This is a genomic window from Cellulomonas humilata, assembly GCF_013359775.1.
Lineage (GTDB): Bacteria > Actinomycetota > Actinomycetes > Actinomycetales > Cellulomonadaceae > Cellulomonas > Cellulomonas humilata.
Map to the genome: position 1 here is coordinate 129,215 of NZ_JABMCI010000063.1, position 24,042 is coordinate 153,256.

The following is a 24,042-nucleotide window of genomic DNA, read 5'->3' on the forward strand; positions in this document are numbered from 1 at the left end:
CGACGCCATGCGACTGCTCTTCGCCGGAACCCCCGCGGCCGCGGTGCCGTCGCTCGAGGCGCTCCTCGCGTCCCGCCACGAGGTCGTCGCGGTGCTCACGCGTCCCGACGCCCGGTCCGGCCGCGGGCGGTCCTCGACGCAGAGCGAGGTCAAGGCGAGGGCCCTGGAGGCCGGTCTCGAGGTGCTCACGCCGCAGCGTCCGCGCGACGAGGAGTTCCAGGCGCGGCTGGCGGAGCTCGACGTCGACGCCGCGCCCGTCGTCGCCTACGGCGCCTTGATCCCGCCGGCGCTCCTGGACGTCCCCGCCCACGGCTGGGTCAACCTGCACTTCTCGGTCCTGCCCGCCTGGCGCGGTGCTGCGCCGGTGCAGCACGCGATCATCGCCGGCGACGAGGTCACCGGTGCCACGACCTTCCGGCTCGAGGCCGGCCTGGACACGGGACCGGTGTTCGGGTTCCTCACCGAGACGATCCGACCGCGCGACACGTCGGGCGACCTGCTGGGACGCCTCGCCGTGGCGGGTGCGGGCCTCCTCGTGCAGACGCTGGACGCGCTCGAGGACGGGATCCTCAGCCCTGTCGTCCAGGCGACCGACGGGGTGAGCCAGGCTCCGAAGCTCGAGGTCGAGGACGCGCGCGTGCGCTGGTCGCACCCCGCGCACGCCGTGGACCGCCGGATCCGCGGGTGCACCCCCGAGCCGGGCGCGTGGACCACGCTGCCGGACGGTTCCCGGCTGGGGATCGCCCCCGTGGTGCCCGTCCCGGACGTCACCGACCTGGCCCCCGGGCAGCTGCTCGTCGGCAAGAAGGACGTGCTCGTCGGGACGGCCGGGAGCGCGGTGCGACTCTCCGAGGTGACCCCGCAGGGCAAGCGGACGATGGCGGCGGCCGACTGGGCGCGCGGCGCGCGGCTGGCCGCAGACACCGTGCTCGGGGGTGCGGCGTGAGCCCCGCGGACGACCGGCGCGACCCGAGCGGTCGCCAGCGCGGTGCCGCGCGCGCTCAGGGCCGGACGCAGCGCTCCGCCTCCGCTCCGTCGCAGCGCCGGAGGGGGAGCGACCCGGCCCGGACCGCCGCGTACGACGTGCTGCGGGCGGTCGACGGCTCCGACTCCTACGCCAACCTCGTCCTGCCACCGCTGCTGCGGGAGCGGCACCTCGCCGGGCGGGACGCGGCGTTCGCCACCGAGCTCGCCTACGGCACGTTGCGGTTGCGCGGGCGGTACGACGCGATCATCGCCCTGGCAGCGGCGCGCGAGGTCACGACGATCGACGCGCCTGCGCTCGACGTCCTGCGCCTCGGCGTGCACCAGCTGCTCGGCATGCGGGTCCCCGCCCACGCCGCGGTGTCCGAGACGGTCGGGCTCGCCCGCGAGCAGCTGGGCACGGGTCCGTCGCAGTTCGTCAACGCCGTGCTGCGCACCGTGGGGCGCTCGACGCCGGAGGAGTGGGAGCAGCGGATCGCGGAGGCCGCCGGCGACGACGAGCTGGCTCGGTTGTCCGTCACGCAGAGCCATCCGCTGTGGGTGGTGCGCGCGCTGCGTGAGGCGCTGGTGGGCAACGGACGGTCGGCCGCCGAGATCGGCGCGCTCCTGGCGGCGGACAACGCGGCCCCACGGGTGACCATCGTGGCGCGTCCCGGCCTGGCCGACCCGGCGGAGGTCGTCGGCGACGCCGGCGAGCACGTCGGCACGGTCGGGTCGCTCGCGCCGACGGCGGTGATCCTGTCCGGCGGCGATCCTGCGGCGCTGCCGAGCGTCCGGGACGGCCGCGCCGGGGTGCAGGACGAGGGCAGCCAGCTCGTCGCGCTCGCGCTGACGGAGGCACCGCTGGACGGCCCCGACGAGCGCTGGCTGGACCTGTGCGCCGGTCCCGGCGGGAAGGCCGCCCTGCTCGCCGCGGTCGCGGGGGAGCGCGGGGCGCGGATCGTCGCCAACGAGCTCCAGGCGCACCGTGCCCGACTGGTCGAGCAGGCCCTGCGCGCGGTGCCGGCCGACGCGGTCGAGGACGTGCGGACCGGCGACGGGCGCACGGTCGGGACGGACGAGCCCGGTGCGTACGACCGGGTGATGGTCGACGCTCCCTGCACCGGTCTGGGAGCGCTGCGCAGGCGGCCCGAGGCGCGGTGGCGACGCACGCCCGCGGACCTCGCGGGCCTGAGCTCCCTCCAGCGCGACCTCCTAATCTCGGCGCTGCGCGCGGTGCGCCCCGGCGGGGTCGTCGCGTACGTGACCTGCTCCCCGCACCTCGTCGAGACCCAGCTGGTCGTCAAGGACGCCCTGCGTAGCGTCAGCCGGGCCGGCATCGAGACCGAGAGCATCGACGCGCGCGCCGTCGTCCGCGGCATCGCACCCGGCGGCTCCGTCGAGCTCGACGACACGCGGACCGACGTGCAGCTGTGGCCGCACGTGCACGGCACCGACGCGATGCACCTGACCCTGCTGCGCCGCACGTCCTGAGGGCGGCCTCTAGGCTGGCCGGGTGCCTGCGCTGATCAACCCGAGCATCCTGTCCGCCGACTTCGCCAACCTCGAGCGTGACCTCCAGGCGATCGCGGCGGCCGACTACGTGCACGTGGACGTCATGGACAACCACTTCGTGCCCAACCTGACGCTGGGCCTCCCCGTCGTGCAGCGGATCGCCGAGGTGTCGCCGCTGCCGCTGGACGTGCACCTGATGATCGAGGACGCCGATCGCTGCGCCCCCGAGTACGCGGCGGCCGGCGCGGCGTCGGTGACCTTCCACGCCGAGGCGACGCAGGCGCCCGTGCGGCTGGCCCGCGAGCTGCGCTCCCGCGGCGTCCGGGCCGGGATCGCGCTGCGCCCGGCCTCGCCCGTCGAGCCGCTGCTCGACCTCCTGCCCGAGTTCGACATGCTGCTGGTGATGACGGTCGAGCCCGGGTTCGGTGGGCAGTCGTTCATCGAGGGGATGCTCCCGAAGATCCGTCGTGCCCGCGCCGCGCTGGACGCGTCCGGGGGCCACACGTGGATCCAGGTCGACGGCGGGGTCGCACGCGACACGATCGGCCGGATCGCCGCCGCCGGCGCGAACGTGTTCGTCGCGGGCTCAGCGGTGTACGGAGCGAGCGACATCGCGGCCGAGATCGCCGCGCTGCGCGACCTGGCCGACGCGCACGCCTGACGAGCGGGAATGCCTGGTGTGGCATGATCGTTGGCGCACTACGAACACATACACGTGCTCCGGGGTCGGTGTAATTCCGAGCCGGCGGTGACAGTCCGCGACCCGCACGTTCCGCAAGGATCGGGCGGTTGACCTGGTGGAACTCCAGGACCGACGGTGAAAGTCCGGATGGGAGGATCACGTGGCGGCGCCCTCGCGCCGTGGCTGCGGGACCCTTCCTGCCGCCCTCACCCCGGAGCCCCGCGCGTCCGGAGGTGAGCATGTCCAGCATCGAGACCGGAGTGCGTGCACCCTCCGAGGCGGACGCGATGCGCCGCGCGCTCGAGCTCGGTCGCCGCGGCCCGGCCACCGGACCGAACCCTCGCGTGGGCGCCGTCCTGCTGGACCCGTCCGGGGACGTCCTGGGCGAGGGCTGGCACCGGGGAGCCGGGACGGCGCACGCCGAGGTGGCCGCTCTGACGGACGCCGCCGAGCGCGGTGCCGACGTCCGGGGCGCGACCGCCGTCGTCACGCTCGAGCCCTGCAACCACACCGGCCGCACGGGTCCGTGCTCGGAGGCACTCATCGCCGCCGGCGTCGGCCGTGTGGTCGTGTCCGTGCCCGACCCGAACCCGGTCGCGGCCGGGGGCGCCGAGCGCCTGCGCGCGGCGGGCGTCGACGTCGAGACCGGTCTGCTCGCCGACGAGGGCCGTGCACTCCTGGGGGCGTGGCTGCCCTCGGTCGAGCGGGGCCGCCCCTTCGTGACCCTCAAGCTCGCGACCTCCCTCGACGGGCGGATCGCCGCCGCTGACGGCTCCAGCCGCTGGATCACGTCCGACGTCTCCCGGCGCCACGCCCACGACCTGCGGTCCGAGGTCGACGCGATCGTGGTCGGCACCGGGACCGCGCTGGTGGACGACCCGTCGCTGACCGCACGCAACGCCGCCGGTGAGCTGCACGGGCACCAGCCGCTGCGCGTCGTGGTCGGGCACCGCGACGTCCCGGACGGCGCGCGACTGCGCGGACCCGGCGGTGAGCTGGTCCAGGCGCGGACGCACGATCCCGCCGAGGTGCTGGCCCTGCTCGCCGAGCGCGAGGTCCGCCACGTCCTCGTCGAGGGCGGGCCCACGCTCGCCGCGGCGTTCCTGCGCGCCGGGCTCGTCGACGAGGTGCACGCCTACGTCGCCCCCGTCCTGCTCGGGTCCGGGCCGTCCGCCATGGGCGACCTGGGCGTCGCCACCATCGGCGGCGCCGTCCGCCTCACCACCCGATCCGTCCTTCCGCTCGGCCCCGACGTCTTCGTCGTCGCGACCGTCGACCCGCACAGCCCCACGGAGGAGCACTGATGTTCACCGGAATCGTCGAGGAGATCGGCACCGTCGAAGCGATCGAGCACGGACCAGACGGGTCCGACGCCCGCCTGCGCGTGCGGGGCCCGCTGGTGGTCTCCGACGCCCACCTGGGCGACTCGATCAGCGTCTCGGGGGTCTGCCTGACGGTCACCGAGCTGCCCGGCGACGGCACGTTCTTCGCCGACGTGATGCCGGAGACGCTGCGGCGCAGCGCGCTGGAGGACGTGGGGGTGTCCAGCCCGGTGAACCTGGAGCGCGCGCTGCCCGTCGGCGGCCGGTACGGCGGGCACGTCGTGCAGGGGCACGTCGACGGCGTCGGGACGATCCTGTCCCGGTCGCCCGGTCCTCGCTGGGACGACGTCGAGATCGGCCTCGCGCCCGAGCTCGCGCGGTACGTCGCCGAGAAGGGCTCCATCGCCGTCTCCGGCATCTCGCTCACCGTGACGCACGTGACCGACGAGTCGTTCGGCGTCTCGCTCATCCCCACCACGCTCGAGGCGACGACCCTCGGCACCCTGGCGCCCGGCGCGCGGGTCAACCTGGAGGTCGACGTGCTGGCCAAGTACACCGAACGGCTGCTCTCGACGGCGGGGATCCTGCGATGATGGCCCCCACCGGTGTGCGCCTCGGCACTGTCGAGGAGGCCCTGGAGGCGCTGCGGGCGGGCCGCCCGGTGCTCGTCGCCGACTCACCCGACCGGGAGAACGAGGCCGACGTCATCCTGGCCGCGCAGTCCGCGACGCCCGAGTGGATCGCCTGGACCATCCGCCACTCGTCCGGCTACCTCTGCGCGCCCATGCCCGCGTCACGCGCGGACGCCCTCGACCTGCCGCTGATGGTGCCGCACAGCCAGGACCCCCGACGCACCGCGTACACGGTCACGGTCGACGCCGCGACGGGCGTGACCACGGGGATCTCCGCCTCCGACCGCGCGCGCACCTTGCGGGTGCTGGCCGACCCGGCGTCGGGCCGTGAGGACCTCATCCGGCCGGGCCACGTTCTTCCGCTGCGCGCGGTGCCCGGGGGCGTGCTGCACCGTGCCGGGCACACCGAGGCCGCCGTCGACCTGTGCCGGCTCGCCGGCCTGGAGCCGGTCGGCGCGATCGCGGAGCTGGTCAACGACGACGGGTCGATGACGCGGCTGCCGGTGGCGTCGGCGCTGGCGGAGGCCGAGGGGCTCGTGCTGCTGACCATCGAGGACATCGTCGCGTGGCGCACGCGGCACGGCGACGACGTGACCGCCGAGGTGGCCGTCGCTGCGCCGCCGAAGGAGCGGGTGCACGCGACGCACACCGCCTACCTGCCCACCAAGCACGGCGACTTCCGCATCCACGGCTACCGGGACCTGCGCACGGGCGCCGAGCACGTCGCGCTCGTGCCGACCGCCGGCCTGGCCGAGGCGCCGGTGGTGCGCGTGCACTCCGAGTGCCTCACGGGAGACGCGTTCGGCTCGGCCCGGTGCGACTGCGGCCCGCAGCTCGACGCGGCCCTCGAGCTCGCCGCGGCCCAGGGGGGCGCGGTGATCTACCTGCGTGGCCACGAGGGCCGCGGCATCGGCCTGCTGGCCAAGGTCGCCGCGTACGCGCTCCAGGACCAGGGCCGCGACACGGTCGAGGCGAACCTCGACCTCGGCTGGCCCGCCGACCGGCGCGAGTACGGCGCAGCAGCAGCGATCCTCACCGACCTCGGGGTGCAACGGGTCAGCCTGCTCACCAACAACCCCGCGAAGGTGGCGGGGCTGCGCGCGCACGGGATCGACGTCGCGGAGATCCGCAGCCTCGAGGTGGGGCGCACGCCGCAGAACGAGGCGTACCTGCGCACCAAGGCGACGTCGATGGGGCACCTGCTCCACCTGCCGCCCGGCACGGAGCGGGAGCCCATCGCGGTCCCACCTGTGCACGCCACGCCGGCCACCCCCGGCGCCGACCACGACGACCACGCGTTCGAGAGCCTGGAGGACCTGGCATGAGCGGTGCTGGAGCACCCACCCTGACCGTCGACGGGACCGGCCTGAAGGTCGTCGTCATCGCCGCGAGCTGGCACACCGTCGTCATGGACGGCCTGCTCGCAGGCGCCCAGCGCGCCCTGGCCGCGGCGCACGTCGACGACGTGACGATCGTGCGCGTGCCCGGCACGTTCGAGCTGCCGGTCGCCGCGCAGGTGGCCGCTGCCGGGGGCGCCGACGCGGTCGTCGCGCTCGGCGTCGTGATCCGCGGCGGCACCCCGCACTTCGAGTACGTGTGCCAGGGAGCCACCCTCGGGCTCACGGACGTCGGCATCCGGACCGGCGTGCCCGTCGGGTTCGGCGTGCTCACCTGCGACAACGAGGAGCAGGCGCTCGACCGCGCCGGCCTCGAGGGGTCGCACGAGGACAAGGGCGCCGAGGCCGCGGAGGCCGCCGTCGCCACCGTGGTCGCCCTGCGCGCCCTGCGGGGCACGACGTCTAGAGTGCCCGCGTGAAGACCTTCGACACCCTGTTCGCCGAGCTCTCGGAGAAGGCCGCCACCCGCCCCGCGGGGTCCGGCACGGTCGCGGAGCTGGACACCGGCGTGCACGGCATCGGCAAGAAGGTCGTCGAGGAGGCCGCCGAGGTCTGGATGGCCGCGGAGCACGAGTCGGACGAGCGGACGGCCGAGGAGATCTCGCAGCTCCTCTACCACCTGCAGGTGTTGATGATCGCGCGCGGGCTCACGCTCGCCGACGTCTACACCCACCTCTGAGGAGAACGACCGTGCTGAGGATCGCCGTCCCGAACAAGGGCTCCCTGTCGGAGCCCGCCGTCGAGATGCTCAAGGAGGCCGGGTACCGGCAGCGTCGCGACTCCCGCGAGCTGGTGCTGCCCGACCCGGACAACGACGTCGAGTTCTTCTTCCTGCGCCCGCGGGACATCGCCGTGTACGTCGGCGCGGGCACGGTCGACGTCGGCATCACCGGCCGGGACCTCATGCTCGACTCCGAGTCCGAGGCGGTCGAGCACCTGCCGCTCGGGTTCGCCCGGTCGACGTTCCGGTTCGCCGGGACGGCGGGGGAGTGGACCGACGTCGCGCAGGTCGGCGGCCGGCGGGTCGCGACGTCCTACCCGGTCCTGGTGCGCTCGTACCTGCGGTCGCTGGGCATCGAGCCCTCCGGCGTGGTCCGACTCGATGGTGCCGTGGAGTCCGCGATCAAGCTGGGGGTCGCCGACGTGATCGCCGACGTCGTCGAGACGGGCACGACGCTGCGCGCCGCCGGGCTGGAGATCTTCGCCGACCCGATCCTGCGCTCGGAGGCCGTGCTGGTCCGCCGCACGGGCGTGGACGAGCCCGCCGGCCTCGACGTGCTGACCCGGCGGATCCAGGGCGTGCTGACCGCCCGCGAGTACGTGCTCATGGACTACGACGTGCCGCTCGCGCTGGTCGACCAGGCCGTGGCCATCACCCCCGGGCTCGAGTCGCCGACCGTGTCACCGCTGCACAACCGCGACTGGGCGGCCGTGCGGGCGATGGTGCGCCGCGACCAGACCAACCGGGTCATGGACTCCCTGTACGACATCGGCGCGCGCGCGATCCTCGTGACGTCGATCCACGCGTGCCGGCTCTGAGCAGACCCCCCGTGGACGAGCTGACCGCACCGTTCCGGCCGCGGCTGGCGCGGGTGGTCACGCTCGCGCTGGCGGTCCTGGTCGTCGCGCTGACCGTCGCGATCATGCTGGCCATGTCCGTGCTGTCCGCCGGGGACCGCATCGGGTTCGCCCTGGTGGGCGGGCTGATCGTGTGGTTCCTCTGGCGGCAGGCGTCGGTGGTCGCGCGGGTGTCCGACGAGGGGCTGACCGTGCGGAACCTGGTGTTCACGCGGCGGCTCGAGTGGGCGGAGATCGTGTCGGTGCGCTTCGGGTCGGGCCGGCCGTGGGTGCAGCTGGACCTGTCCGACGGCGACACGCTCGCGGTCATGGGGATCCAGCGCGCGGACGGTGCGTTCGCCGACGCGGAGGCCCGTCGGCTGGCCACCCTCGTGGCGAGGCACACCGCCACCGCACGGGACGACTGAACGGGCCGGTCAGAGGCCGGCGGCGTAGACACCCGCGACGGCGGCGGCGAGGAACGCCGCGGGGTCCTGGTCGAGCGAGCGTCCCATCGTCGAGAGCCGGACCGGGGTGGCCGCGAGCGCCGCGAGCAGGTCCGCGTCGGTCGGCACCTCGACCAGGCGGTGGCGCTGCGCCAGCGGAGCCGCCTGCTCCCTGACCCGGGCTCCGAGGTCACCCTCGAGCAGCGGCACGACGACGTCCGCCGGCGCGAGCGCCACCCGTCCGTAGGCGGTCAGGGAGTGGTGCGACACGCCGAGGTGCCGCTCGCGCTCGTCGGCACCCGACACGCGCAGCGACGCGACCGGTCGCCCGCCGAGGGTGGCCGCCGCGTTGACCGCCTCGCCCGCCGCCACCCCGGAGAACCCCCACCGCGTCCCGGTGCCGAGGTTCCCGGGACCCTGCGCGACCACCACGAGGTCGGCACCGACGACGTGCCGCGCCGCGAGCAGCCCGGTGTGCACGGTGACCGCCTCGAGGTCACCCCCGAACGACTGCCCGGTGGTCACGCACGCGTCGATCCAGCCGGCGGACCGCAGCCCGGCCACCGTGCGGGAGAACCAGGCCGGGAGCGCGCCGCCGTCGGTCATGACGTACGCCACCCGCGGGACGGGTCGACCGGCCCCGCGCGCCGCGTGGCGGGCGCCCGCCACGATCGCGGGGAGCGCGGAGTGCAGGTCCGCGACGACCACCGGCAGCCCTCCCAGGTCGTCGGCGTCGCGCAGGAGCCCGTGGTGCGGGGACTCCTGGTCGTCGACCCCGAGCACCATCGCCTGGAGCGGCGTGTACCGGGCCTTGACCAGGTGTCCCGGCCCTTCAGGCGGGTCGGACGGCGTCCGGTCGGGCAGCGCGATGATCAGCGCGTAGCCGCCGGTACCCAGCCCGCGGGCCAGCGCCGAGACGTTCAGCAGGACCCGGTCACCGATCTCCGGGCTGCCGACGAGCGCGGTGAAGGCCAGCGCTCGGACCGTGTCGCCGGCGGTCGCGGTGCCGACGGGGGCCTCCAGCTCGACCGTCACCTCGGCGGCGCCGGGCCACGTGGCCCCCAGCGACACCACGACACCAGCACGCCACGTGATCACGCGCCCACGCTACCGGCCACTACGGTGGTGCCCGATGGCTGCTCAGATCGCCCCCGCGGAGCGCCTGCTCAACCTCGTCATCGCCCTGGTCAACACCGCGGGCCGGATGACGAAGGAGCAGGTGCGCACCAGCGTCGCCGGATACCAGGAGGCCCCCTCCGACGACGCCTTCGAGCGGATGTTCGAGCGGGACAAGGACACCCTGCGCGACCTCGGCATCCCGATCCTCACGGTGACGGACGCCGGCCACGGCGACGACATCGGCTACCGCGTGGACCTCGACGCGTACGCGCTGCCGCCGCTGGACCTCACGGCGGCGGAGCTGGGCGTGCTCGCCATGGCGGCCCAGGTGTGGCAGGACCAGGCGGTACGCGCGGACACCACCCGCGCGCTGACCAAGCTGCGTGCGGTCGGGGAGGCGCCGGAGTCCACCGACCTCGTCGTCGGGCTCGCGCCGCGCGTGCGGGCGGGCGGCGGCGCGTTCGGCCCCCTGGTCGACGCCGTGCAGGCGCGCCAGGCCGTCCGGTTCACCTACCGGGCCGCGACCACCGGCGAGGTTCTCGAGCGCGCGGTCGAACCGTGGAAGCTGCTGGCCCGTCGCGGCGGCTGGGTGCTCGTCGGCCGGGACCGGGACCGCGGCGCCAGCCGCTCGTTCCGGCTGAGCCGGATCGAGGGCACGGTCCGCACCGTCGGCGAGCCCGGTTCGTTCGAACCGCCGAGCGCCGACGAGCTCGCGCACGCCCTCGAGACGTGGGGGAGCGGTCCCGAGCGGATCGCGACCCTGGCGATCCTCCCCGAGCGCGCGAGCGCCCCGCGAGCCAGGTCCGTCCCCGCGCCGGCGGACGGTCCCGACTGGTCGGCGGACCCGGCGCTGGTGCACCGCGACCTCGTGCACGTCCCGTTCCGTGCGGAGTGGGAGCTGGCCGAGGAGCTCGTCGGGTACGGCGACGCCGTCGTCGTGCTGGCACCGACCGGTCTGCGCAGCTCCGTCCTGCACCTGCTGCGCACCGCGGCCACGCTCGACCAGGGGGTGGCCTCGGATGGCTGAGCGCGCCAGCGACCGGCTCCTGCGGATGCTCGGGATGATCACGTACCTGGACCGCCACGAGGGTGTCCCGGTCGACGCGATCGCCGAGCAGTTCGGCGTGAGCGCCCGGCAGGTGATGGACGACATCGACACCCTGTGGGTCACCGGGACGCCCGGCTACTACCCGCACGACCTCATCGACTTCGACGCCGCGTCGTACGAGCAGGGCGTCGTGCGGCTCACCGAGTCACGGGGGATGACCCGCCCGCTGCGGCTGGGCGCCCGAGAGGCGGTCGCCCTCGTCGCCGCCCTGCGTGCGCTCGACGCCGCGCTGGGCTCCGCGCTCGAGCCGGAGCAGGCGGCGGTGCTGCGCTCGGCGCTGGCCAAGCTCACCGCGGCCACGGGCGACGCCGCCGCCGCGGTCGACGTCCAGCTGTCGGTCGATGCGGCCCCGGACGTCGCCGCCGCGGTCGCGACCGCGCTGCGCCACGGCCGTCGGCTGCACCTGCGGTACGTGAACGCGTCCGACGTGAGCACCGAGCGCGACGTCGACCCGATCCGCCTGGTCACCGACGACGAGCGCTCCTACCTGCTGGCCTGGTGCCGGCTGGTCGACGGCGAGCGGCTGTTCCGGGTGGACCGCGTGCTGGCCGCCGAGGTGCTGGACGCGGCGGCCGAGGACCACCTGGTGCGCCCGGGCGCCGAGGTCTTCTCCCCGGGAGCCGAGGGCGAGCTGGTGACCCTGCACCTGGGCAGCCGGGCGAGGTGGGTGGTGGAGTCGACACCGGTCGACGCCGTCCGCAACCTCGACGACGGGTCGTTCGAGGTGGACCTGCGCGTGGTCCAGCACGCCTGGCTGCGCCACCTGGTGCTCCAGGTGGCCGACGACGTGCTCGAGGTGCGCCCCGCGCGCATCGCGCAGGAGGTCGCCGCGTCCGCGCGGGCCGCCCTGCGCGCGTACGGGGAGGTGGGCTGACGTGCTCTGGTTCACGGTCTGGACGGTGCTGGTCCTGGCGACGCTCGGCGGCACGTTCCTGCTCGGCCGCCGGCTGTGGCGGTCGGCGCTCGCGCTCGGACGCGAGCTGTCCCGCGCGGCCGACGTCGCTGCCCAGCTCGCCGACCGCGTCGACGAGCTGCAGGCCGCTGCGGGGACGCGGGAGACCGGTCCGACGCTGTTCGCCGACCGGGACCTCCTGCGCGCCCGGCTCGCCGAGGTGCGCGCCGGCGCAGCGGGCCGGAAGGTGGAGCGCGAGGAGCGCCGCGCGGCGACGCGGCTGCGGTGGCGCGCGTACTGGACGTGAGCGGTCTGCGCCCGATCCCCAGGTGACACGGGTAGGATCACCCGGTCATCGACATCCGACGGAGGACTCGACGTGTTCCGAAACATCAGCGCCTGGCACGTGATCATCGTGCTGCTCGTGGTCGTCTTGCTGTTCGGCGCGAAGCGGCTGCCCGACCTGGCCAAGAGCGTGGGCCAGTCGATGAAGATCTTCAAGAACGAGGTCAAGGACCTGCGCGACGACGAGACGCCGGCCACGACCACCGCGCCCGTGCCGCCCGCCGGCGTGACGCCGGTCGGGGCGCCCCCCGTGGTGCCCCCGGTCGTCGAGTCCCAGTACGTCACCCCGGTCCGGCCCGTCGAGGAGCCGTCCGAGGGTCACGCGCCGCCGAAGGCCTGAACCGCACGTGAACGCTCGCCGCGGGGGTGAACCCGGCGGCCGGATGCCGCTGCGAGCACATCTGGTCGAACTGCGCCGCCGCGTCTTCCTCGCCGCCCTCGGCGTGGTGGTCGGCGCGGTGATCGGCTGGTTCCTCTACGACCCCGTATTCACCGCGCTCCAGCAGCCGATCGTGCGCGTCGCCGAGGAGCGCGACAGCCTCATCGCGCTGAACTTCTCGGGCATCGCCACGTCGTTCGACATGCGCGTCAAGGTCTCGTTCTTCCTCGGCGTGATCCTGTCCAGCCCGTGGTGGCTCTACCAGTTCTGGGCGTTCGTGACGCCCGGCCTGACGCGCCGGGAGCGGGGCTACGCGTTCGGCTTCGTCGGCGTGGCGGTGCCACTGTTCCTCGCCGGGGCCTTCATGGCCTGGTGGGTGCTGCCCAACGCGGTCCGGCTGCTCACCGAGTTCACGCCGACCGGTGCCACCAACCTCATCGACGCGCAGACGTACCTCGGGTTCGTCATGCGGATCATGCTCGCGTTCGGGATCGCGTTCCTGCTGCCCGTGGTCATGGTCGCGCTGAACTTCGCCGGGATCGGCTCCGCGGCCACCTGGCGCAAGAGCTGGCGGTGGGCGGTGCTGCTCTCCTTCGTGTTCGCCGCGATCGTCACCCCGACGCCCGACGCGATCACCATGCTCGCCGTCGCCGTCCCCATGAGCGGGCTGTACTTCCTGGCGCTCGGCGTGTGCGTGCTGCACGACCGTCGGGTCGACCGGAAGCGCGTGGCCGCCGGCCTGCCGCGGCTCGACGGCACGATGTCCGACGAGCCGGGCACCGCGTGATCCACCTCGGCCTCGTCGTCAACCCCACCGCGGGCCGGGGACGGGGCACGCAGGCCGGCCGCCGGGCGCACGAGCTCCTGCGGGCCCGCGGGCACAAGGTCGAGGACCTGTCCGCCTCGACGCTGGCCCGGGCGACCGACCGGGCGCGGGCGGCGGCGGTGCAGGGGCTGGACGCGCTCGTCGTCGTCGGCGGCGACGGGATGGTGCACCTCGGCACCAACGTGGTGGCGGGCACCGGGCTCCCGCTCGGCATCGTCGCGGCCGGTACGGGCAACGACGTCGCCCGCTCGCTCGACCTGCCGCGCGGTGACGTCGAGGCGTCCGTCGAGGCGATCGAGCACGGACTGCTGGACGGTCCGCGCCGGGTCGACGCGGTGCGCGTCGGATCTCCTGTGCACGCGGCGCACGAGTGGTACCTCGGCGTGCTGTCGTGCGGCTTCGACGCCGCGATCAACGCGCGGGCCAACGAGATGACGTGGCCCAAGGGCGCGGCCCGCTACGTGCGCGCGCTCGGAGCCGAGCTCGGCCGGTTCCGGCCGTACGGTTACCGCGTGACGCTCGACGACCGGGTCTGGGAGTCGGCCGGCACCCTGGTCGCCATCGCCAACACGCCGTGGTTCGGGGGCGGCTTCAAGATCGCCCCGGACGCCGCGGTCGACGACGGCCTGCTCGACGTCGTGGTCGCCGGCCCGTTCACAAGGACCGGTGTGCTGAAGATCTTCCCGGGCATCCCGCAGGGCAAGCACGTCACCCACCCCGCGGTGGACGTGTTCCGGAGCCGGTCGGTGCTCATCGAGCCGCTGGCGGAGCTCGGGCCGACGCCGCCCGTCGCATTCGCCGACGGTGAGCGCATCGGTCCGCTGCCCCTGCGGGTGACGGTCGACCCCGGGGCGTTGTCGATCCTCTGCTGAGCGCGCGCCGCGCGTCCGGCCAGGGCCGGTGTGCCTAGGGTGTGCAGGTGGTGCCCCGATCCCGCAGATCAGCCTCGTCATCCCCGTCCCCGGACCAGAGCACGCCCGACGCAGAGCCGTCGCCGGCCGAGCGGTACGCGGCCGCCAAGCGACGCGCCGAGGTCGACCGCAGCGAGCTGGGCCAGTTCCGTGAGCTGCTCGGGTTCCCCCTCGACGACTTCCAGGTCGAGGCGTGCCAGGCGCTGGAGCGGGGGAGCGGGGTGCTCGTCGCCGCCCCGACCGGGGCCGGCAAGACGGTGGTCGGCGAGTTCGCGGTGCACCTCGCGCTGGCGTCCGGGCGCAAGGCGTTCTACACGACGCCCATCAAGGCGCTGTCCAACCAGAAGTACGCGGACCTGGTCCGCCGCTACGGCGCCGACCGCGTCGGCCTGCTGACCGGCGACACCACCATCAACGGCGAGGCGCCGGTCGTGGTGATGACCACCGAGGTCCTGCGCAACATGCTCTACGCGGGGTCGAGCACCCTCCAGGGCCTCGGCTTCGTCGTGATGGACGAGGTGCACTACCTGGCGGACCGGTTCCGCGGACCCGTCTGGGAAGAGGTGATCATCCACCTCACCGACGACGTGCAGCTGGTCTCCCTGTCCGCGACCGTGTCCAACGCGGAGGAGTTCGGGGACTGGCTGGCCACCGTGCGCGGCGACACGACCGTCGTCGTGAGCGAGCACCGCCCCGTGCCGCTCGGCCAGCACGTGCTCGTCCGCAGCGAGCTGCTCGACCTGTACGCCGGGCACGTGGACCCGACGGCGCCCGGTGTCGACCCACCGATCAACCCGGACCTGACGCACCTGCTGCGGCGCAGCAACCGCGAGGAGCCCGGGCAGCCACGCCGCGGGCCGCGCGATCGAGGTGGCCGTCCGAGGCCCGGCGGAGGGCGTCCCGGTGGCGGCCGTCCGACGCCCCGGTTCGCCGTCGTCGACGCGCTCGACCGCGACGGGCTGCTGCCGGCGATCGTCTTCATCTTCTCCCGCGCCGGGTGCCAGGGCGCCGTGCAGCAGTGCCTGGCCGCGGGCGTCCGGCTGACCAGCCCCGCCGAGGTCTCCGAGATCCGCCGCATCGTGGAGGAGCGCTGCGCGGCGGTCCCGCCCGAGGACCTCGACGTGCTCGGCTACTGGGAGTTCAGCGACGCGCTCCAGCGCGGGGTGGCCGCGCACCACGCGGGGATGCTCCCGCTGTTCAAGGAGACCGTCGAGGACCTCTTCTCGCGCGGGCTGGTCAAGGTCGTGTTCGCCACGGAGACCCTCGCGCTGGGCATCAACATGCCGGCGCGCTCCGTGGTGATGGAGAAGCTGGTCAAGTGGGACGGCTCCAGCCACGTCGACGTCACGCCGGGGGAGTACACCCAGCTGACCGGCCGCGCGGGCCGGCGGGGGATCGACACCGAGGGCCACGCCGTCGTCGTCGCCCACCCCGGCCTCGACCCGGTGCAGCTGGCCGGGCTGGCGTCCAAGCGGCTGTACCCACTGCGCTCGAGCTTCCGGCCCACCTACAACATGGCCGTGAACCTGGTGGCGCAGGTGGGCCGGGACCGGGCACGGGACGTCCTCGAGACGTCCTTCGCGCAGTTCCAGGCCGACCGGGGCGTGGTGGGACTGGCGCGGCAGGCACAGGGGCACGCAGAGGCCCTGGAGGGCTATGCCAAGGCGATGGTGTGCCACCTGGGGGACTTCGCCGAGTACGCGGCGCTGCGGCGTCAGATCGCCGCGCGCGAGAAGGACCTGACCCGGGCGGAGGCGTCCGCGCGCCGGGCCGAGGTGGCGCGCACGCTGGAGGGCCTGCGCGTCGGTGACGTGCTCGAGATCCCCGTCGGGCGCAGGTCCGGGCACGCCGTCGTGATCGACCCGGGCGGCGACGCCGGGTTCGACGGTCCGCGGCCCACCGTCCTCACGATCGACCGGCAGGTGCGCAGGCTGACCGTCGCGGACGTCGGGACGGGCGTGCGCACGGTCGGCTTCCTGCGGGTGCCCAAGGGCTTCACCGCTCGCGTGCCGGCGGCCCGTCGTGACCTCGCTGCCGCGCTGCGCTCCTCGGTCGGTGCGGACACCGGCCCCACCCGCAAGGACCGACCCAAGGGCGGTCAGCGTGCCGCCGCGGACGACGCCGAGATCGCAGCACTGCGGCGCCGGCTGCGCACGCACCCGTGCCACGGCTGCCCCGACCGCGAGGAGCACGCGCGGTGGGCGGAGCGCTGGGCGCGCCTGGCCGGCGAGCACGACGCCCTCGTCGGCCGCATCGCCGGCCGGACCGGCTCGATCGCCGCGGTGTTCGACCGGATCTGCGACATCCTCCTGCGCCTGGGCTACCTCGAGCGGAGCACCGACGACGCGGGCCGCAGCGCGCTGGAGGTCACCGACGACGGCCGGTGGCTGCGCCGGATCTACGCCGAGAACGACCTGCTGCTGGCCGAGTGCCTGCGCCGAGGCATCTTCGACGAGCTCGATGCTCCCGGGCTCGCGGCGGCCGTCTCCACGCTCGTCTACCGGTCACGCCGCGACGACCAGGGAGAGCCGCGGATCCCGGGTGGCCCGAGCAGCCGGTTGGGCGTGGCGCTCGACGCCTGCGTGCGCGCCTGGTCGGAGCTGGACGACCTCGAGACCGCGCACAAGGTGGAGACGATCCAGCCGCTCGACGCGGGGCTGGTCGAGGCTGTGCACCGCTGGGCCGCCGGCCGCAGCCTGGACGCCGTGCTCAAGGGCAGCGAGCTGTCCGCGGGCGACTTCGTACGGTGGTGCAAGCAGGTCATCGACGTGCTCGACCAGGTGTCCCAGGCGGCCCCGCACCAGCGCCTGCGGGACACCGCGCGCAAGGCGGTGGACGCTCTCCGGCACGGGGTGGTGGCGTACTCGTCGGTCTGACGTGGCGCCCTTCACCCGTACCGGCGCCGGTTTCGCCCTGCTTTGCCACGTCCTCCTGCCCTGACCTGCCCTATCGTGTGCCCCTGTGAGCTCGACCCTCTATCGACACGGCGTGGTGCACACGGCGGCCGACCCCTTCGCCGAGGCGATCCTGGTCGACGACGGCACTGTCGTCTGGCTCGGCGCGGACGACACCGCCGACGGCATGGTGTCCCGAGCGGACGAGGTGGTCGACCTCGACGGGGCGCTCGTTGCTCCCGGGTTCGTCGACGCGCACGTCCACGTGCTCGAGACGGGGCTCGCGCTGGAGAGCATCGACCTGTCTCCCGAGGGCGGCGTGCACTCGCTGGCGGACGCCCTGGACGCGGTCCACCGGGCCGCCCAGGGCAGGTCCGGCACGGACCCGGTGCTGGGCTTCGGCTGGGACGAGCTGCGCTGGCCGGAGGGACGCCCGCCCACCCGGGAGGAGCTCGACGCGGCCGGCGGCGGCGCGCCCGTCTACCTCGCCCGGGTGGACGTGCACTCGGCCGTCGTCTCGACCGCGCTCTCCCGCGGCGCCGGGCTCGACATGCTCCCCGGCTGGAGCTTCGACGGCCGGGTCGAGCGCGACGCCCACCACGCCGCGCGCGACGCCGCCCGCGACGTCGGCCCCGAGCGGCGCACCGCCCTGTACCGGCGCGCCCTGGAGCACGCCGCCGCTCGGGGGGTGGTCTCCGTGCACGAGCAGTCGGCACCCTCGATCGACACCAGGGCCGGGCTGGTCGAGCTGCTGGAGCTGACGACCGACGCGCGGGACGGGCTGCCGCACCTGGTCGCGTACCGCGGCGAGCAGTGCGTGACGGTCGACGACGCGCGCGAGATCCTCGCCGCGATCCCCGGTCTCACGGGGATCGGCGGCGACCTCAACGTGGACGGGTCGCTGGGCTCGCACACCGCCGCCGTGCGCGCGCCGTACACGGACGCCCCGGACACCTCCGGCGTGCTCTACCTGAGCGCCGAGCAGATCTGCAACCACCTGACCGCCGTGACGCGCGCCGGGGTGCAGGGCGGCTTCCACATCATCGGCGACCGCGCCATGGACGAGCTCCTGCTGGGTCTGCGGGCCGCCGTCGACGTGGAGGGTCCCGACGCCCTGGCGCGGATGGGCCACCGGCTCGAGCACGCCGAGATGGTCGACGCCCCCACGCTCGCGGCGCTCGTCCTGCTGGGCGTGCGCCTGAGCATGCAGCCCGCGTTCGACGCCGCGTGGGGCGGGCCGGACGGCATGTACGCGACCCGGCTCGGCGCGGGTCGTGCGGCTGCGCTCAACCCGCTGGCGGACCTGGCCGCGGCCGGCGTGCCCCTCGCGTTCGGCTCGGACTCGCCGGTCACCCCCGTGGACCCGTGGGCGGGGGTCCGAGCCGCGGTGCAGCACCACGCGGCCGACCAGCGGATCTCCGCGCGGGCAGCCTTCCGCGCGTCGACGCGCGGCGGCTGGCGGGTGGCCGGGCTCGACCACACGGGTGCCGGCGAGCTGCGGGTGGGCGCACCGGCGCACCTCGCGGTCTGGCGCGCCGAGCACCTCACGGTGCAGTCCGCGGAGGGTCGGTTCTCGTCCTGGAGCGCCGACGCGCGGGCGGGGATCCCGCTCCTGCCGGACCTCGGCCCCGACGCGCCGCCGCCGGTGTGCCTGCGCACGGTCCGCGACGGCGTGGTCCTGCACGACGCGCTCTGACGCCCGACCGGGTGAATTCCGGCCCTCCGGCGGCACTCTGGCGGCAGACCGGATCCGCCCGCTTCGACCCGATCCGCCGACACGCGCAGCGACACGCCGAGTCGAACAGTACAGACGGGACCGATGGTGCGCTGGTGACCTGCGCGAACGGCTCCCACCTGCACCGACGCCGCCTTGACACCTCCGTGGATCTCGATAGGTTCCTCAGGAGATCCACCGCGGCGACATGCCCACGACGACGACGTCGGACTCGTGCCTGAGGGCCGCGGTAGGGGTAGGGCTCCGACCGGGCCCGCGTGTTCAGTAGACAACGGTCCGTGCTTCTGCACGCCGACCGGTACGAAGGACACGCGGGCCGGTCGGTCGGACCCGGCCGTCGCCAGAGGCTCAGCCCGCTGACGTACCCTCCAGGGGTGTCCGCCCGTGAACCCGCCCGCTGGTGGACTCTCGTCCTCGCTGTCGCGGGGGGCGTCCTCACCCGGCTCGCCTTCCCGGCGCCCGGCTGGTGGGGCACCGCCTTCGTCGGGATCGCCCTCCTGTATCTCGCGATGCGTCGCGACAGCGCGCGCTGGAACGCCCTCGTCGGGCTCGTCTGGGGGCTCGCCTTCTTCCTCCCGCTGATCACGTGGGCGGACGAGGCAGTCGGGCAGGTGCCGTGGATCGCCCTGAGCACGCTGGAGGCGTCCTTCGTCGCACTGTTCGGTGCCGCGTGGAGCTGGGCGCGGCGGGGCAACTCCGTGTGGCGCAGCGTCGGCCTCCAGGTGACGGTGTTCACCCTCCTGTTCGTGGCCATGGAGGAGCTCGCCGCGGCGTGGCCGTTCGGCGGGTTCCCCTGGGGACGTCTGGCGTTCTCCCAGGCGGACTCGCCCCTCGCGCCACTCGCGTCGCTGGGGGGCACGCCGCTGCTGACGGGGGCGGTCGTGGCGGTCGGGGTGCTGCTCGCCCGCATCGTGCTCGCCGCCCGTCGGCTGGAGATCGGCCGGCTGGTGGTTGCGACGGGTGTCGTGGCCGCCTTCGTGGTGGTGGGGCTGCTGATCCCGCTCGACACCCAGGCGCAGACCGGCACCCTGCGCGTCGGCGCCGTGCAGGGCAACGTCCCCGGCACCGGGCTCGACGCGTTCGGCCAGCGGCAGGCGGTGCTGGACAACCACGTGGCCGGCACGGTGGCCCTGCTGGACCAGGTGGCGCCCGGGGAGCTCGACCTCGTCCTGTGGCCGGAGAACGGCACGGACATCGACCCCCAGGTCGACCAGACCGCGGCGGCCCTCATCGACGGCGCGGCGCAGGCGGTCGGCGCACCCATGCTCGTCGGCACCGTCGAGTACCCCGAGTCCGGCGGCCGGTACAACACCGCGGTCCTCTGGGAGCCTGGCGTCGGGGTCGTCGCCACGTACACCAAGCAGCACCCGGCGCCGTTCGCGGAGTACATCCCGATGCGTTCGCTGGTCCGGCCGTTCTCCTCGGCGGTCGACCTGGTGACCCGGGACATGCTGCCGGGGGACAAGCCCGGCTACATCCCGCTCGACTCCGAGCGCCTGGGGCGGACGGTCGGCATCGGCGACGTCATCTGCTTCGAGGTGGCGTACGACGGCATCGTGCGCGGGGCGGTGCAGGCCGGCGGCGAGGTGCTCGTCGTGCAGACGAACAACGCTTCCTTCGGGGTGTCCGACGAGTCGACGCAGCAGCTCGCGATGTCCCGCATCCGCGCCATCGAGCACGGGCGCGCCACCGTGCAGATCTCCACGGTGGGTGTCAGCGCGGTCATCGAGCCCAACGGGGTGGTCAGCCAGCAGACCGGCCTCTTCACCGCGGAGCAGATGGTGGCTACCCTTCCTCTGCGCGACACGCTGACCCCCGCGACGAGGCTGGGTGCGTGGCCCGCATGGATCATCGACGCCCTCGCGGTGTGCGTGGTGCTCGCCGGTGCAGCCGGGGCGCACCGGGTGCGTCGCTCCGACCGGATCGAGACTGCCGCATGACCGAGACCCCGCAGCGGGTGCTCGTCGTCGTCCCGACGTACGACGAGCGCGAGAACCTGCCGGGCGCGCTGGACCGCCTGCGCACGCACGTCCCCGACGCCGACGTCCTGGTGGTCGACGACGGGTCGCCCGACGGCACGGGTGAGCTGGCGGAGAAGATCGCGGAGGCCGAGACGGCACAGGAGGGCACGGAGCGCATCCACGTCCTGCACCGGGCCGGCAAGCTCGGTCTGGGCACCGCGTACGTCGCCGGGTTCCGCTGGGCGCTGGACCGCGGCTACGACGTCGTGGTGGAGATGGACGCCGACGGTTCCCACCGCGCCGAGGACCTGCCGCGGCTGCTCGGCGCGATCGACCACGCCGACCTGGTGCTCGGCTCCCGGTGGGTCCCGGGCGGGAGCGTGCAGAACTGGCCGATGAACCGGCTCCTGCTCTCCCGCGGCGCGAACACCTACACCCGCCTCGCGCTCGGCATCCCGCTCTACGACGCGACGGGCGGCTTCCGCGCCTACCGCGCCTCGCTCCTGAGCGAGCTGACCCTGCAGGACGTCGCGTCGCAGGGGTACTGCTTCCAGGTCGACATGGCCTGGCGCGCCGTCCGCTCCGGCGCCCGGGTGGTCGAGGTGCCCATCACGTTCGTCGAGCGCGAGCTCGGCCGGTCCAAGATGAGCCGCGCCATCGTCGTCGAGGCGCTGGTCAACGTGACCCGGTGGGGGATAGCAGAACGCTCCCGCCGTGTGGCGGGAGCGTTCCGTCGTTCTCGAGGCTGATCGCCTCGCAGGACTGTGCTCAGGCGCTGCGGCGCAGCTTGCCCGAGCGGAGCAGGTCGAGGCGCTCGTCGAGCAGCTCCTGCAGCTCGCCGACCGTGCGGCGCTCCAGCAGCATGTCCCAGTGCGTGCGCGGCGGCTTGCCGGCCTTCACCTCGGGCCGCGACGCGTCACGGAGCAGTGCTTCCTCACCGCAACGGCACTCCCACACCACCGGGACGTCGGCCTCGACCGAGAACGGCAGGATGATGGTGTGCCCGTTGGGGCAGTCGTAGTGAGCCTGGAGGCGGGGGGCGAACTCGACGCCGTCTTCCGTCTCCATGCTGTGGGACCCGATGCGCATGCCGCGCAGGGACCGGTTTGCCATCTGGGGAACCTCCGTGCCGTTGAACGGCCGTCGAGAGTGAGAACTTCCACCGGTGTCAACGGCGGGCGCCCCTCCAGTGTTCCAGGAGGACGTGAAGGTCTCGTGAACGCGGGTGGTGTGCGGGGGAGAGGCTTAGGGTTGCCCGGGTGAGCAATTCTTCGGCGCCGACGCCCGTGACTACCCCTCCAGCCTCCCGCACGAACGCGCATATGTCCTTTCGACAGCTGGGTGACTCTCGTCTCGTCGTCTCGGTGGCCGGTCTGGGCTGCAACACGTTCGGGGCGACGCTCGCCCCGCAGGACGTCCCGGCCCTGGTGGCAGCGGCGCTGGACGCCGGGATCACGTTCTTCGACACGGCGGACGTGTACGGCGGCACCCCGGGCCAGAGCGAGGAGCTGCTCGGCGACGCGCTCGCCGGACACCGCGACGACGTCGTCGTCGCCACCAAGTTCGGCCTGGACGCCGGCGGGCTGAACGGACCGGACGGGGGAGCGCGCGGGTCGAGGCAGTACGTGCGGCGGGCGGTCGAGGGATCGTTGGTGCGGCTGCGGACCGACCACGTCGACCTGTTCCAGATGCACGCCCCCGACCCCGTGACGCCGATCGAGGAGACGCTCGCCGCTCTGCACGAGCTCGTGGAGGAGGGCAAGGTCCGCTACCTCGGCTCCTCGAACTTCGCGGCCTGGCAGGTGGTGGACGCCGACTGGAGCGCTCGGACGGCCGGCGCGACGCGGTTCGTCTCGGCGCAGAACCGGTACAACCTGCTGGACCGCTCCGCCGAGGCCGAGCTCGTGCCCGCCGCCGAGCAGGTGGGTGTCGGCCTGATCCCGTACGTGCCGCTGGCGTCGGGACTGCTCACGGGCAAGTACCGGCGGGGGCAGTCCGCTCCGCAGGGCTCGCGACTGACGCGGATGCCCGAGCGGCTCGACCGCGCCGACTTCGACCGGATCGAGGCGCTCGAGGCCCTGGCGCGCGACTGGGGGATCGACCTGCCCACGCTCGCCCTCGGGGGCCTCGCAGCCCAGCCGGCCGTGGCGACGATCATCGCCGGTGCGCGCACGCCCGACCAGCTGCGCGCCAACGTCGCGGCGATCGCGTGGGAGCCGACGCTCGAGCAGCTGGCCGCGATCGACGAGGCAGCCCCCGGCCCCGCGGCCTGACCGGCGTCACCACTCGAGCACCCGCGCCCGGCTCTGACCGATCGCGACGACCGCCCACAGCCGGACACCGGCGTCGTCGGCGGCCTCCCGCAGCGCCGGCACCCACGAGGCCTCGAACGCTCCGCGGTCCCCGCCCGCCGCGCGGACGAGCCCCACGACGACCGATCCGCCGGGCGCGTCGGACGCGAGGACCGAGTCGAGCACGGCGACGAGCCGGCGCGCGACGGCGGCGTCGGCGCGTACCGGCACGTCCGTGATCGGCAGGACGACGGGGATCGTGCGGTCGCTGTGGTCGAGCAGGACGAACCAGAGCGCGGGCGGCCCGGCCCGCTCGGGGCCGACCAGGTCCAGGAGCACGGCGAGCGCGTCGGCGCCCGCTCGCAGGACCGCACCCGCGGGGTCCGGGAGGTCGTCGTCAGGGCCGCCCACGTCGAGCACCCACGGCACGTCGGCCCACTGGTCGTCGGGATCGTCGGCCCAGTCGTCGTCGAACCACCCGTGGTCCTCGTGCTGCGTCATGCGGCCGATCCTGGGGCTGCCGAGCAGTCACCAACGCCCGACCGCACGAGCTCGTGGACGAGCCCGCAGCAGGCCGGGCTGGGGGCGGCTCAGGCGAGGTGCACGGCCACGGCCTCGACGACGAGCGCGTGGTCGTCGGCCTGGGGGAGCCCCGAGACGGTCACCACGCCCACGATGCCGACGTCGCGGACGCGGACCGGGAACGCCCCGCCGTGGGCGGCGAACTCCTGGAGCGGGAGGTCGTGCTGGGCCGCGAACGTGGTGCCCTTGGCCGCAGCGCGCAGCCCGACGAGGTACGACGACGCCCCGAACCGTTCGACCACCCGGACCTTGCGCTCGATCCAGCTGTCGTTGTCGGGCGTGGTGCCCGGCCGCGCCGCGTGGAACAGCTGCTGGGTGCCCCGGCGGATGTCGACGGTGACGGGCAGGTCGCGCTCCTGCGCCAGCTCGACGAGCAGGCAGCCCAGGCGCCACGCGTCATCGTTGGTGAACGTGCTGAACACGAGGTCGTGCTCCTGCTGCTCGACGTGGGCGACCGTGCCGGCGATGTCGTCAGTGCTCATGCC

General features: G+C 74.3%; 25 protein-coding genes and 1 riboswitch. Of the genes, 21 read left to right on the plus strand and 4 right to left on the minus strand.

The window, feature by feature from the left end:
• Positions 1-7 precede the first annotated feature (7 nt).
• The 10 genes from fmt to HP550_RS10590 all read left to right on the plus strand — a co-directional run bounded on the left by fmt (position 8) and on the right by HP550_RS10590 (position 8,496).
• On the plus strand, positions 8-946 hold the full coding sequence (gene fmt, locus HP550_RS10545; protein WP_175347638.1) for a methionyl-tRNA formyltransferase: 939 nt from the start codon (positions 8-10) through the stop codon (positions 944-946).
• The gene (locus HP550_RS10550) at positions 943-2,457 is read left to right on the plus strand and encodes a transcription antitermination factor NusB (RefSeq protein ID WP_175347639.1); all 1,515 of its coding nucleotides are present in this window, start codon (positions 943-945) and stop codon (positions 2,455-2,457) included. The genes fmt and HP550_RS10550 overlap by 4 nt, the downstream gene beginning before the upstream one ends.
• A 22-nt stretch (positions 2,458-2,479) precedes the next feature.
• Positions 2,480-3,139: a ribulose-phosphate 3-epimerase gene (gene rpe, locus HP550_RS10555; RefSeq protein WP_175347640.1), complete on the plus strand. Its 660-nt coding sequence runs from the start codon at positions 2,480-2,482 to the stop codon at positions 3,137-3,139.
• Between the two features lie 51 nt (positions 3,140-3,190).
• Positions 3,191-3,323, plus strand: a riboswitch (FMN riboswitch).
• A 76-nt stretch (positions 3,324-3,399) separates the two neighbouring features.
• Positions 3,400-4,464, plus strand: a complete 1,065-nt coding sequence (gene ribD / locus HP550_RS10560) for a bifunctional diaminohydroxyphosphoribosylaminopyrimidine deaminase/5-amino-6-(5-phosphoribosylamino)uracil reductase RibD (RefSeq protein WP_175347641.1) — start codon at positions 3,400-3,402, stop codon at positions 4,462-4,464.
• On the plus strand, positions 4,464-5,075 hold the full coding sequence (locus tag HP550_RS10565) for a riboflavin synthase (RefSeq protein WP_056094884.1): 612 nt from the start codon (positions 4,464-4,466) through the stop codon (positions 5,073-5,075). Before ribD ends, HP550_RS10565 begins: the two co-directional genes overlap by 1 nt.
• A complete protein-coding gene (gene ribB, locus HP550_RS10570; protein WP_175347642.1) occupies positions 5,075-6,439 on the plus strand; it encodes a 3,4-dihydroxy-2-butanone-4-phosphate synthase in 1,365 nt (454 codons plus the stop codon). The genes HP550_RS10565 and ribB overlap by 1 nt, the downstream gene beginning before the upstream one ends.
• The gene (gene ribH, locus HP550_RS10575) at positions 6,436-6,930 is read left to right on the plus strand and encodes a 6,7-dimethyl-8-ribityllumazine synthase (protein ID WP_175347643.1); all 495 of its coding nucleotides are present in this window, start codon (positions 6,436-6,438) and stop codon (positions 6,928-6,930) included. Before ribB ends, ribH begins: the two co-directional genes overlap by 4 nt.
• Positions 6,927-7,190, plus strand: a complete 264-nt coding sequence (locus tag HP550_RS10580; RefSeq protein WP_056094875.1) for a phosphoribosyl-ATP diphosphatase — start codon at positions 6,927-6,929, stop codon at positions 7,188-7,190. Before ribH ends, HP550_RS10580 begins: the two co-directional genes overlap by 4 nt.
• 11 nt (positions 7,191-7,201) lie before the next feature.
• Positions 7,202-8,050: an ATP phosphoribosyltransferase gene (hisG, locus tag HP550_RS10585; RefSeq protein ID WP_175347644.1), complete on the plus strand. Its 849-nt coding sequence runs from the start codon at positions 7,202-7,204 to the stop codon at positions 8,048-8,050.
• A gap of 11 nt (positions 8,051-8,061) precedes the next feature.
• Positions 8,062-8,496 carry a PH domain-containing protein gene (locus HP550_RS10590; protein WP_343048108.1) on the plus strand — a complete coding sequence of 145 codons (435 nt, stop codon included), beginning with the start codon at positions 8,062-8,064 and terminating at the stop codon, positions 8,494-8,496.
• Positions 8,497-8,505: 9 nt separating this feature from the next.
• On the opposite strand, the gene HP550_RS10595 is transcribed toward HP550_RS10590, so the two are convergent.
• A complete protein-coding gene (locus tag HP550_RS10595) occupies positions 8,506-9,612 on the minus strand; it encodes a DUF3866 family protein (RefSeq protein WP_175347645.1) in 1,107 nt (368 codons plus the stop codon).
• A gap of 34 nt (positions 9,613-9,646) precedes the next feature.
• Between HP550_RS10595 and HP550_RS10600 the strand changes: the two genes are divergently transcribed.
• The 10 genes from HP550_RS10600 (at position 9,647) to HP550_RS10645 (ending at position 21,433) form a co-directional block, all read left to right on the plus strand.
• Positions 9,647-10,660: a helix-turn-helix transcriptional regulator gene (locus HP550_RS10600; protein WP_175347646.1), complete on the plus strand. Its 1,014-nt coding sequence runs from the start codon at positions 9,647-9,649 to the stop codon at positions 10,658-10,660.
• Positions 10,653-11,615 (plus strand): helix-turn-helix transcriptional regulator, encoded by a 963-nt coding sequence (locus tag HP550_RS10605; protein WP_175347647.1) that lies wholly within the window; start codon positions 10,653-10,655, stop codon positions 11,613-11,615. Before HP550_RS10600 ends, HP550_RS10605 begins: the two co-directional genes overlap by 8 nt.
• 1 nt (position 11,616) lies before the next feature.
• Positions 11,617-11,940, plus strand: a complete 324-nt coding sequence (locus HP550_RS10610; RefSeq protein WP_175347648.1) for a hypothetical protein — start codon at positions 11,617-11,619, stop codon at positions 11,938-11,940.
• A 72-nt stretch (positions 11,941-12,012) separates the two neighbouring features.
• The gene (tatA, locus tag HP550_RS10615) at positions 12,013-12,318 is read left to right on the plus strand and encodes a Sec-independent protein translocase subunit TatA (protein WP_175347649.1); all 306 of its coding nucleotides are present in this window, start codon (positions 12,013-12,015) and stop codon (positions 12,316-12,318) included.
• A gap of 43 nt (positions 12,319-12,361) precedes the next feature.
• Complete coding sequence (gene tatC, locus HP550_RS10620) at positions 12,362-13,144, plus strand: twin-arginine translocase subunit TatC (protein ID WP_175347650.1); 783 nt, start codon at positions 12,362-12,364, stop codon at positions 13,142-13,144.
• Positions 13,141-14,055: a diacylglycerol kinase family protein gene (locus tag HP550_RS10625; protein WP_175347651.1), complete on the plus strand. Its 915-nt coding sequence runs from the start codon at positions 13,141-13,143 to the stop codon at positions 14,053-14,055. The genes tatC and HP550_RS10625 overlap by 4 nt, the downstream gene beginning before the upstream one ends.
• Positions 14,056-14,102: 47 nt before the next feature.
• Positions 14,103-16,970, plus strand: coding sequence for a DEAD/DEAH box helicase (locus HP550_RS10630; protein ID WP_175347652.1), 2,868 nt, complete (start codon positions 14,103-14,105; stop codon positions 16,968-16,970).
• 85 nt (positions 16,971-17,055) lie between these two features.
• On the plus strand, positions 17,056-18,684 hold the full coding sequence (locus HP550_RS10635) for an amidohydrolase family protein (protein ID WP_175347653.1): 1,629 nt from the start codon (positions 17,056-17,058) through the stop codon (positions 18,682-18,684).
• A gap of 413 nt (positions 18,685-19,097) precedes the next feature.
• Positions 19,098-20,663 carry an apolipoprotein N-acyltransferase gene (lnt, locus tag HP550_RS10640; RefSeq protein WP_175347654.1) on the plus strand — a complete coding sequence of 522 codons (1,566 nt, stop codon included), beginning with the start codon at positions 19,098-19,100 and terminating at the stop codon, positions 20,661-20,663.
• Complete coding sequence (locus HP550_RS10645) at positions 20,660-21,433, plus strand: polyprenol monophosphomannose synthase (RefSeq protein WP_175347655.1); 774 nt, start codon at positions 20,660-20,662, stop codon at positions 21,431-21,433. The genes lnt and HP550_RS10645 overlap by 4 nt, the downstream gene beginning before the upstream one ends.
• 19 nt (positions 21,434-21,452) lie before the next feature.
• On the opposite strand, the gene HP550_RS10650 is transcribed toward HP550_RS10645, so the two are convergent.
• The gene (locus HP550_RS10650; protein ID WP_028046368.1) at positions 21,453-21,797 is read right to left on the minus strand and encodes an RNA polymerase-binding protein RbpA; all 345 of its coding nucleotides are present in this window, start codon (positions 21,795-21,797) and stop codon (positions 21,453-21,455) included.
• 209 nt (positions 21,798-22,006) lie between these two features.
• Here HP550_RS10650 and HP550_RS10655 point away from each other — a divergent pair, with 209 nt between their 5' ends.
• Positions 22,007-22,957: an aldo/keto reductase gene (locus tag HP550_RS10655; protein ID WP_175347656.1), complete on the plus strand. Its 951-nt coding sequence runs from the start codon at positions 22,007-22,009 to the stop codon at positions 22,955-22,957.
• 6 nt (positions 22,958-22,963) lie between these two features.
• On the opposite strand, the gene HP550_RS10660 is transcribed toward HP550_RS10655, so the two are convergent.
• Positions 22,964-23,476 carry a hypothetical protein gene (locus HP550_RS10660; protein WP_175347657.1) on the minus strand — a complete coding sequence of 171 codons (513 nt, stop codon included), beginning with the start codon at positions 23,474-23,476 and terminating at the stop codon, positions 22,964-22,966.
• A gap of 89 nt (positions 23,477-23,565) precedes the next feature.
• Positions 23,566-24,039 carry a heme-degrading domain-containing protein gene (locus tag HP550_RS10665; RefSeq protein ID WP_175347658.1) on the minus strand — a complete coding sequence of 158 codons (474 nt, stop codon included), beginning with the start codon at positions 24,037-24,039 and terminating at the stop codon, positions 23,566-23,568.
• Positions 24,040-24,042 lie beyond the last annotated feature (3 nt).

What these genes read in the sequence shown, in the direction of transcription:
- HP550_RS10565 (WP_056094884.1), top strand. Translation starts at nt 4,464, where the DNA reads ATGTTCACCGGAATCGTCGAGGAGATCGGCACCGTCGAAGCGATCGAG.
- ribH (WP_175347643.1), top strand. Translation starts at nt 6,436, where the DNA reads ATGAGCGGTGCTGGAGCACCCACCCTGACCGTCGACGGGACCGGCCTG.
- ribD (WP_175347641.1), top strand. Translation starts at nt 3,400, where the DNA reads ATGTCCAGCATCGAGACCGGAGTGCGTGCACCCTCCGAGGCGGACGCG.
- tatC (WP_175347650.1), top strand. Translation starts at nt 12,362, where the DNA reads ATGCCGCTGCGAGCACATCTGGTCGAACTGCGCCGCCGCGTCTTCCTC.
- ribB (WP_175347642.1), top strand. Translation starts at nt 5,075, where the DNA reads ATGGCCCCCACCGGTGTGCGCCTCGGCACTGTCGAGGAGGCCCTGGAG.
- HP550_RS10665 (WP_175347658.1), bottom strand. Translation starts at nt 24,039, where the DNA reads ATGAGCACTGACGACATCGCCGGCACGGTCGCCCACGTCGAGCAGCAG.
- HP550_RS10655 (WP_175347656.1), top strand. Translation starts at nt 22,007, where the DNA reads ATGTCCTTTCGACAGCTGGGTGACTCTCGTCTCGTCGTCTCGGTGGCC.
- HP550_RS10645 (WP_175347655.1), top strand. Translation starts at nt 20,660, where the DNA reads ATGACCGAGACCCCGCAGCGGGTGCTCGTCGTCGTCCCGACGTACGAC.
- fmt (WP_175347638.1), top strand. Translation starts at nt 8, where the DNA reads ATGCGACTGCTCTTCGCCGGAACCCCCGCGGCCGCGGTGCCGTCGCTC.
- HP550_RS10650 (WP_028046368.1), bottom strand. Translation starts at nt 21,797, where the DNA reads ATGGCAAACCGGTCCCTGCGCGGCATGCGCATCGGGTCCCACAGCATG.
- HP550_RS10660 (WP_175347657.1), bottom strand. Translation starts at nt 23,476, where the DNA reads ATGACGCAGCACGAGGACCACGGGTGGTTCGACGACGACTGGGCCGAC.
- HP550_RS10600 (WP_175347646.1), top strand. Translation starts at nt 9,647, where the DNA reads ATGGCTGCTCAGATCGCCCCCGCGGAGCGCCTGCTCAACCTCGTCATC.
- HP550_RS10605 (WP_175347647.1), top strand. Translation starts at nt 10,653, where the DNA reads ATGGCTGAGCGCGCCAGCGACCGGCTCCTGCGGATGCTCGGGATGATC.